This is a genomic window from Streptomyces sp. PA03-6a (assembly GCF_033792765.1).
Taxonomy (GTDB): Bacteria; Actinomycetota; Actinomycetes; order Streptomycetales; family Streptomycetaceae; genus Actinacidiphila.
This window is the reverse complement of sequence record NZ_JARAVK010000318.1, coordinates 1-8,713: the sequence shown is the minus strand read 5'-3', so window position 1 is coordinate 8,713 and position 8,713 is coordinate 1. Positions and strand designations below refer to the sequence as shown.

General features: G+C 74.1%; 5 protein-coding genes. All 5 read right to left on the bottom strand.

Features of this window, described 5'->3' with window-relative positions:
- On the bottom strand, positions 1-2,254 hold a 2,254-nt coding region (locus PV350_RS41215; RefSeq protein WP_500338531.1), incomplete at its 3' end, for a bifunctional glycosyltransferase/CDP-glycerol:glycerophosphate glycerophosphotransferase.
- 122 nt (positions 2,255-2,376) lie between these two features.
- The gene (locus tag PV350_RS41210) at positions 2,377-3,297 is read right to left on the bottom strand and encodes a carbohydrate ABC transporter permease (protein ID WP_499512131.1); all 921 of its coding nucleotides are present in this window, start codon (positions 3,295-3,297) and stop codon (positions 2,377-2,379) included.
- Positions 3,294-4,571, bottom strand: coding sequence for a carbohydrate ABC transporter permease (locus PV350_RS41205; RefSeq protein WP_499512130.1), 1,278 nt, complete (start codon positions 4,569-4,571; stop codon positions 3,294-3,296). Before PV350_RS41205 ends, PV350_RS41210 begins: the two co-directional genes overlap by 4 nt.
- Before the next feature lie 81 nt (positions 4,572-4,652).
- The gene (locus PV350_RS41200) at positions 4,653-6,038 is read right to left on the bottom strand and encodes an ABC transporter substrate-binding protein (RefSeq protein WP_499512129.1); all 1,386 of its coding nucleotides are present in this window, start codon (positions 6,036-6,038) and stop codon (positions 4,653-4,655) included.
- Between the two features lie 219 nt (positions 6,039-6,257).
- Positions 6,258-8,713 (bottom strand): FtsK/SpoIIIE domain-containing protein (locus tag PV350_RS41195; RefSeq protein ID WP_500338528.1); only part of this gene is annotated, 2,456 nt, incomplete at its 5' end.

Sequence of the window (8,713 nt, the reverse complement as noted above, 5' to 3'; positions counted from 1 at the left end):
GCGTCAACCGATTTATTCCCGGCCTTTTTTGTGGGCCGGGTAAAATGTGTTTAAGGAACAGTTTCGGGCCCACTTCTGGCCGTGGGAAGACGGCCACGCCGCCGTCCTCGCCGAGGAAGACCCGCCGCACGACCCGCTCGGCGGCGTGGCCGTCGTCCCACGGGCAGAAGTGGGCCCGGAACGCCGCCCGGGACTGGGCCGAACGGGGGCCGCGCCAGGTGTCCGTGGTGAGGATGGACAGGAGTTCGTCCTCGCTCCGGGCGACCGGCCCGGGGGCGCCGGCGGTGATGTCGAAGTACGTGCCGCGGGCGGCCCGGTAGGCCGTCCAGTCCTCGGCGTGGACCACGATCGGGCGGTCGAGGCCGGCGTAGTCGAACATCAGGGGGGAGTAGTCGGTCACCAGGGCGTCCGCCGCGAGGCACAGCTCCTGGACCGAAGGGTGGGCGGAGACGTCCAGCACGGTGTCCGGCAGCCCCTCGGGGAGCGTGCCCGAGCCGCCGTGGCCGTCCGGTGCCCGGTACAGGACCACGTGGCCGGGGCCGAGTTCACGGGCCAGCCGGACCAGGTCGACGGGCGGGTGGAAGCCGCGCCGGTAGTCGCGGTGCGCGGGCGCGTACAGGATCGCCGTGGACTCCGGCGGGATGCCCAGCCGGGCCCGGATCCGCCGCACGTCGTCGGCGTCGGCGCGCAGCAGGACGTCGTTGCCGGGCCGCCCGTGCTCCAAGGTGGTGTAGCCGGCGGGGTAGGCCCGCTCCCAGACCACGGTCGAGTGCGGGTTGGCGGACAGGCAGAAGTCCCAGCGGTCGGTGTGGGCCAGCATCCGGGCGAAGTCACGGCCCGCCGAGGCGGCCGGGTGCCCCTGGACGTCCAGGCCCGTGCGGCCGAGCGGGGTGCCCTGGTGGGTGTGGAGGTTCACCTGGCCGCGCCGCTTGCGGTAGGCGTGCGGGAAGTTGACGTCGTTGACCAGATAGGTGGCGCGCGCCAGCGCCGTCCAGTACGCGGGCGAGCCGGGCTGGAGCCGGCGTACGCCGCGCGGCAGGGTGGCCGCGTACGCCGGGGTCGTGATCCACGCGGTGCGCAGGTGCGGGGCCAGGTCGCGGACGGCGGCCTCCAGGGCGGCGGGGTCGCCGCCGTAGCCGGCGTAGCGGCAGGCCGCGAAGACGGCCAGGTCCGGGTCGAGGCGGCGCTGCCGCTGGATCCGGTAGTGCAGCCGCAGGCCCGCCTCCCGGGCCGCCCGGGCGGTGTCCTTCACCAGCCGCCGCAGCCTCCTGCGCAGCGCGTTGGCGGTGCGCACGGCGTCGAAGACCTGCCGCGCGCCGAGCCGCACGAGCAGCCGCCGGGTGCCGCCGGGGACGCCGTGCGGACGGGAGCCGGGCTCCTGCGGGCGGTAGCGGCGGAAGTGGACGCTGCAGCGCTGGAAGTAGACGCCCCGGGCCGAGCGGGGCAGCCGGCCGGGGGTGTTGTAGACCGCCAGCAGGTGGTCGGTCATCCGGCTGAAGAGGGCGGCCCGCCAGCTGTCGAGGGCGGGGTTGCGGTCGAGGAAGGCGAAGACCCGGTCGTACTGGTCGAAGACGTCGAAGTGCCGGCTGCTGGTGGTGCGCAGGATGCTGCCCCGGCGGCGCTGCCGGTAGTGCACGCAGACCCGGTCGAGCACCGCGATGCTGCGGGCGGACAGCAGCAGGGGGTAGGTCCAGGGGACGTCCTCGTACCAGCCGGGCGGGAAGGCGAGGTCGCGGCGCTGGACGAACTCCCGCCGGTACGCCTTGTTCCAGGCGACCGGCAGCAGCCGCAGCAGCTCGGGCCGGTCGTCGAGGGGCCCGGCGGGGCGTGCGTCCTGGGCGAGCAGGGGGGCGCGCTGGTTGCGCACGACACGGCCGTCCCAGTAGGTGCGGGCGTAGTCGTAGACCAGCACGTCCGGCTCGGCGGTCTCCTTCAGGCGGTCGGCGACGGCCTGCAGGGAGCCGGGCGCGAGGGTGTCGTCGCTGTCGAGGAAGAGCAGGTAGTCCCCGGTGGCGCGGGCCATCCCGGCGTTGCGGGCCGGGCCGAGACCCACGTTCTCCTTCAGGTGCAGGACGGTCACCCTGCGGTCGCGGGCCGCGAAGGCGTCGAGGATGGCACCGCTGGCGTCCGGGGAGCGGTCGTCGACGGCGATCACCTCGAAGTCCGAGAAGCTCTGCCCGAGCACGGACTCCAGGCACTCGTGCAGGTAGGCCTGCACCTTGTGGGCGGGCACGATGACGCTGAACCGGGGCAAGGCAGCACATCCATAATGTCGGCTTACGCGGCGTATGCCCGTTATATCCCGGGCGTACGCCGCGTACGGCGACCCGTCCGACGACGGAGTGTTGCCCCTCTGGCCTGCGGAGGGTTACGGGGTCACTTCACGGCGCCCGCCATGACGCCGGAGACGAACTGGCGCTGGAAGGCGAAGAAGACGACGAGCGGGACCACCATCGACACGAAGGCCCCCGGTGCCAGGACGTCGATGTTGTTGCCGAACTGCCGGACCTGCTGCTGCAGCGCGACCGTGATGGGCTGCGAGCCGCTGTTGGAGAAGATCAGCGCCACCAGCATGTCGTTCCACACCCACAGGAACTGGAAGATGCCGAGCGAGGCGATCGCCGGGCCGCCCAGGGGCATGATCACGGTGGCGAACAGCCGCAGCTCGCCCGCGCCGTCCAGCCGGGCCGCCTCCAGCAGCTCCCGCGGGATCTCCGCGAAGAAGTTGCGCAGCAGGAAGACCGCGAACGGCAGGCCGAAGCCGACGTGGAAGAGCACCACGCCGATGATGTCGCCGAAGATCCCGATCTGCCCGAACAGCTTCGCCACCGGGACGAGCGCGATCTGCACCGGCACCACCAGCAGCCCCACCACCACGAGGAACAGCCAGTCCCGGCCCGGGAACTCCATCCAGGCGAAGGCGTAGCCCGCCAGCGCCCCGATCACCACCACCAGCAGCGTGGCCGGCACCGTGATCAGGGCGGTGTTGACCAGCGAGGAGGTGACGGCGTCGTTGCCGAGCAGCTCCCGGTAGTTGGTGACGGTCAGCTGCGAGGGTGTGGTGAACACCTTCCACCAGCCGGAGTCGGCGATGTCCACCGGCCCGCGGAAGGAGGAGATCAGCAGCCCCACGGTCGGCATCAGCCAGAACAGGGCCACCAGCACCAGGAACACCCGCAGCGCCCCGCCGCTGGTACGGGCCGCCACCCGCGAGGCGAAGGACCGCCGGGCGGCGGCCGTGGTGGCCCGCGCCTCGGCGGGGCCCGCCGGTTCCGCTGTGCCTGCGACGGTCGTCATCGTCGGGCCTCCCTGCGCAGTCGGCGGATGTTGAAGACCATGACCGGGACGACCAGCAGCAGCAGGACCACACCGATCGCGCTGCCCACGCCCTGGTCGTTGCCGGCCCCGAAGGAGGACAGGTACAGCTGCAGGGCCAGGACGTTGGCCTCGTCCTTGGAGGTGTCGGGCGCGACGATGTAGACCAGGTCGAAGATCTTCATCACGTTGATCATGAGTGTCACGACGACCACGACCAGCACCGGCGCCAGCAGCGGCACGGTGATCCTGCGGAAGACCTGCCACTCGTTGGCGCCGTCGATGCGCGCCGCCTCCATCAGCTCCCGCGGCACCCCCGCCAGGCCCGCCGCGATGAGGACCATGGCGAAGCCCGCCCACATCCACAGGTACGACCCGATGATGGCGGGCGTCACCAGGGTGGGGCCGAGCCAGTCGACACCGTTGTATGGCTCCGCGAAGTTCGACGCCGGCAGCCGCAGTTGGGCCCCGGCCGCCGAGGCGGGCAGCGAGAAGGTGCCGTCCGTGCCGGAGGTGGCCGAGGCCACCACCCGTCCGTCGCGCACGGCCTCGACCTTGACGCCCTCCAGCGCCTTCTCACCGGCGTCGATCACCCCGGGCTCGCCGCCGCCGCCCGGCTTGAAGTCCAGCCACACGGTGCCGGTCACGCCGGGGCCCGCGGCGGCCTGCCGGGCGTCCGCGGTGCCCGCGGGCAGCTTCGCCGCCGGGATGCCGATCAGCGGCAGCCCGACCGCCGTCCCCTGCCCGGCGGCGTCCCGCGTGGTGTACGAGCCTCCTCCCGAGGCCGCCAGCGAGCCGTTCGGCCGGGGCCGGGCCCCGGGGTACGCCGAGGACTCGGCGAAGGTGTCGTGGACACCGACCACGACCGCGTTGGCCGCGCCGCGCGCCGGGTCCTGCTCGTACACCAGCCGGAAGATGATCCCGGCCGCCAGCATCGAGATCGCCATCGGCATGAAGACGACCAGCTTGAAGGCGGTGCCCCAGCTCACCCGTTCGGTCAGCACCGCGAAGACCAGCCCGAGGGCCGTGGCCAGCACCGGCGCCACGACCACCCAGACCGCGGTGTTGCGCAGCGCCGTCAGGGTGCTGTCGTCGCTGAAGACCGAGGCGTAGTTGTGCAGGCCGACGAAACCCGAGCCGGCCTTGTCGAACAGGCTGCGCCAGGTGGTGTACCCGATCGGGTACACCACCAGCGCGCCCAGCAGCACCAGCGCGGGCAGCAGGAACAGTCCCGCCACCCAGCGCCGGGTGCCCATGACGCTCCTGCCCGGGGCGGAGGGAGCGCCGCCGGGAGCGGCCGGCCCCTTCGCCGTGGCCGCCGTCGCCATCGTGGCCGCCTAGCCGGCGTACGCCTTGGCGGCGTCCGCTTCCAGCTTGGCCTGCGTGCCGGCGACGTCGGAGGGGTTCCTCAGGAAGTCCTGCAGGTCCTTCCACTCGCCCTTGCCCGCGGTGCCGCCGAAGGCCGCCGGGGCCTGGTCGGACATGTCAAAGCGGAAGTCGTCGCCCGCCGCGACCAGGCCTTGGGCGATCGAGCGGGAGACCTCGTCCGGGTACGCCGACAGGTCCAGCGACTTGTTCGGCGAGACGAAGCCGCCCGAGGAGGCCCACACCTTCGCCGCGTCGGTGGAGGCGAGGAAGGTCAGCAGCGCCTGCGCGCCCTTGGTGTCCTTCAGCGCCACACCGACGTCACCGCCGCTGACCACCGGCGCCTTGCCGGAGCCCACCGCGGGGAAGGGGAAGACCTTGGCGTCCTCGCCCACCTTCGCCTTGGTGTTGTCGCCGATGAACGCGCCGACGAAGTCGCCCTCGTAGACCATGCCGGCCTTCGGCGGGTTGCCGGTGAAGGTCTGCGTCACGGACTTCGGGAAGTCGGTCTTGAGCGCACCGCTCTGCCCGCCGGCGATCAGGTCCTTCTTGCCGAAGAGCTGGGCGAGGGTGGTGAGCGCGTCCTTCACCGAGGGGTCGGTCCACTTGATCTTGTGCTCGGCCAGCTGGTCGTACTTCTCCGGCCCGGCCTGGGAGAGGTAGATGTTCTCGAACCAGTCGGTGAGGGTCCAGCCGTCCGCCCCGCCGACCGATACCGGGGGAGTGCCCGACTCGAAGAGGGTCTCGGCGGTCTGGAGGAAGTCGTCCCAGGTGGCCGGAGGTTCGGAGACCCCGGCGTTCTCGAAGGCCGCGGTGTTGTACCAGACCAGCGACTTGTTGGCGGCCTTGGCGTAGACGCCGTACTGCTTGCCCTCGTACGCGCCCAGGTCCTTCCAGCCCGTGGTGAAGTTCTTGTCGAGCTGCGCCTGGACGTCGGAGGAGAGCGGCTTCAGCCAGCCCTTCTGCGCGAACTGCCGTAACACGCCGACCTGCGGGAGGAACGCCACGTCCGGCGGCTGGCCGCCCTCGATCTTCGTACCGAGGAAGGTGGAGACGTTGTCGCCGGTGGGCACGAAGCCGACCTCGGCCCCGGTGCGCCGGGTGAACTCGTCCAGCACCTTCTGGAAGTTCTTCTGCTCCGGTCCGGTCCACACCGCCGCGACCTCGAGCTTGACGCCCTTGAGGTCCGGCAGCGAGACGCTCCCGCCGCCACCGGAACTGCTCCGGCCCCCACCGGGGTCGCCCTTGTCGTCGTCGCCTCCGCCGCACCCGGCGGCCGTCAGCGCCAGGGCGGCCGTCGCCACGGCGGCGATGACCGCTTCGCGTGTACGTCGCGTGCGCCTGCTGGATGTCCGCATCTGCCTGCCCATCCCCTCAGCGCGGACCCGCGCCGCGGTGGCAGCCCGCCGCATGGCCGTGGCAGCTGCGCCGGGCGTCCCGTCCCCGCGTCATCCGCTGTTCCGCGTTCAGTCCTACGCCCTGTCTGATAACCGCCGCAATAGCGCCTCAGCGCACGGCGGTTGGATCGTGACCTTCATGTGACCGGCGGTGCGGCCGGCGCAGGGGACCGGGAGGGCTCAGAGCAGCGGCGGCACCGGATCGGCCGCCGCGGACTCCGCGGCACGCTGCAGGGCACTGGCCAGCAGGGCGAGGTCGGTGGGGCCGTTGCCCAGTTCGCGGACCGGGCGGCGGGTCGGCGGATCGCCCATGCGCTCCCATTCCAGCGGGACCACCGTGGGCCGCAGGGTCGCCGTACGCGGGATCCGGCCACTGACCCGTCCGGCCTGGAAGGCCGTGACCGCTCCGTCCGGCCGGCGCAGGTAACCCCGGCCCGGCAGGGCGTCGTCGACGGTCGCCGGCTCCTCGACGGCGACCAGCAGCGCGGCCGACTCCGGCTCCTCGGTGCGCAGCGCGATCCGCAGCCGCGCCGCGTCGTCGGTGTCGGTGCCCGCGGTGCGCTCCGGGCGGCCGGTCGCGGCGACCAGGTGGACGCCGAGACGCTCACCGTCGCGCGCCACGCCCTCCAGGGCGCGGACCACCGAGCCCGCGGCGGGCCGGCCGGGACTGCCCAGTGCGGGAGCGACCAGGACGTCGAAGTCGTCCACCACCACGACCAGCCGGGGCAGCGGCTCGGTGGTGCGGGTCCGTACCCGCACCGCGCCGCGCACCTGCGGGTCGGCGGCACCGGCCGGGGCGTGGCCCGGCTCCACCTGGCGGGGCACGGCGGGCAGTCGGCGGCGCTCGTGCCACTGCGCGAAGTCGCCCCCGTCCAGCAGCTCGTCACGGCGCCTCAGCTCCGCCGTGAGGGCCTGCGCGAACTCGCGCATCCGCACCGGGTCGGAGGCGGACAGATAGGTGGAGACGTGCGGGAGGTCGGTGCAGGTGCGCAGCCCCTCGCCGCGCTCCGACCCGGCGCCGTCGACGAGGACCAGGGCCAGCCGGTCCGGCCGCTCGCCCGCGGACAGGGCGGCGGCCACCGAACGCAGCAGTTCGGTCTTGCCGGCGCCCGCGGCGCCGCCGACCAGCAGGTGCGGCCCCTCGGCGACCAGGTCGACCAGGACCCGGCCCTCCGGGCCGGCGCCCAGGACCGCCGCGGCGGCGCCGCCGGAGGGAGCGGGCTCGGCCCAGCGGGTCGCGATCTTCGCCGGGGTGGCGAGGGCCAGGTCCAGTTCGTCCAGCAGCCGGGCCGTCGGCGGCAGCGCGGAGCGCGTACGCCGGGGCGCGGCGGCGTCGCCCTCGCGCAGCGGAGCGAGGGCGCGCGCGAAACGCTCGGCCCAGGCCGCCGACACCGCCTCCATGGTCATGTGCTCCGGGCCGTGCGGCTCCATCCGCAGCGTCGTCGCGACGTCGCCCTCCAGTACGGCGACGGCACCGCACCCGGCGGCCAGCCGCTCCGGGCTCTCGGCCAGGCACAGCAGGTGCACCCCGACCGACGGCCCGGCGGCCGCGATGCGGCCCGCGGCCTCGCGCAGATAGGCCGAGCCCGGGTCGCCGTCCACCACCAGCAGGGTGTACGGGCCCTCGCGGCGTGCCGCGGCCTCGGCCACCTCCTCCGGGGAGGCGGTCGCCCAGCCCGTGCCGAGCGGGCCCTCCTCGATGCGCCGGACCACCTCGGAGACGCGGGCCTCCGCCTGCTCCCGGTCCGTGGCGGTGAGCAGCCGGCAGTCCTGGCCGTGCGCCGGGCGCAGATGCGGCAGCCAGTTCAGCCACCCCCACTCCTCGGCCCGCTGTTCGGCGGGACGGGAGCGGTCGGCGTTGACCAGGACGACCTCCAGCACGCCGGGCGGGTGCAGCGCGCACAGCTGGGCGATCACCGCCCGGGCCAGCCCGGACAGCCTCGGGCGCGGTCCGGCGAGGCCCAGCACATGGGTGTGCGGGTCGCGCAGGTCGACGGTGAACGGCACGGCGGGCAGCGTCCGGAAGCCGTCCTCGGCGGTCAGGTCGGCGGTGCCGAGCCGGACCGTGAGCAGGTCGGGATGGCCGAGGGCGCGCTCCCACAGCCGCGGGCCCGGTCCGAGCGCGGTGAGCAGGACGGCCGCAGGATCGGGCCAGCGCTCGCGCAGCGCGGCGGCGTCGGCCTGGTCGTACGTCGCCGCGCCGCCCCCGGGGCCGTCGGCGCCCGGGGCGCCGCGTCCGGCCGCCAGGCGCCTGGCCCAGCCCCCTATGGCCCCGGCCATCCGGCTGCCGGCCTCCGCGGCCTTCCCGCCTCCGCGGCGGCCCTGGGGCAGCGCGACCGTGCGGGTCTGCTCGGACAGGCCGCGCTGCGGGGTGTCCCGCCGGGCCGGGGTGTCCGGCGCGTCCTGCGCCGGCCCCGGTCCGGGCGCGGGAGCGGCGAGGGCGTCCACGCCCACGTTCCCGGCGCCGGTGCCGGTGGTCGTCGGGCCGTCGGCGGGCGCCGCGTCCCGGGCGGCGGGCCGCTCCCCGGTGCCGTCGGCGGGACGGGCGGGACGCCAGGTCGCCACGGGGCCGCTGTCCGGCCAGGAGGTCGGGGGGAGGGTCACCTGGAGGTGCCCCTCGGCGTCGGGGACGGCGG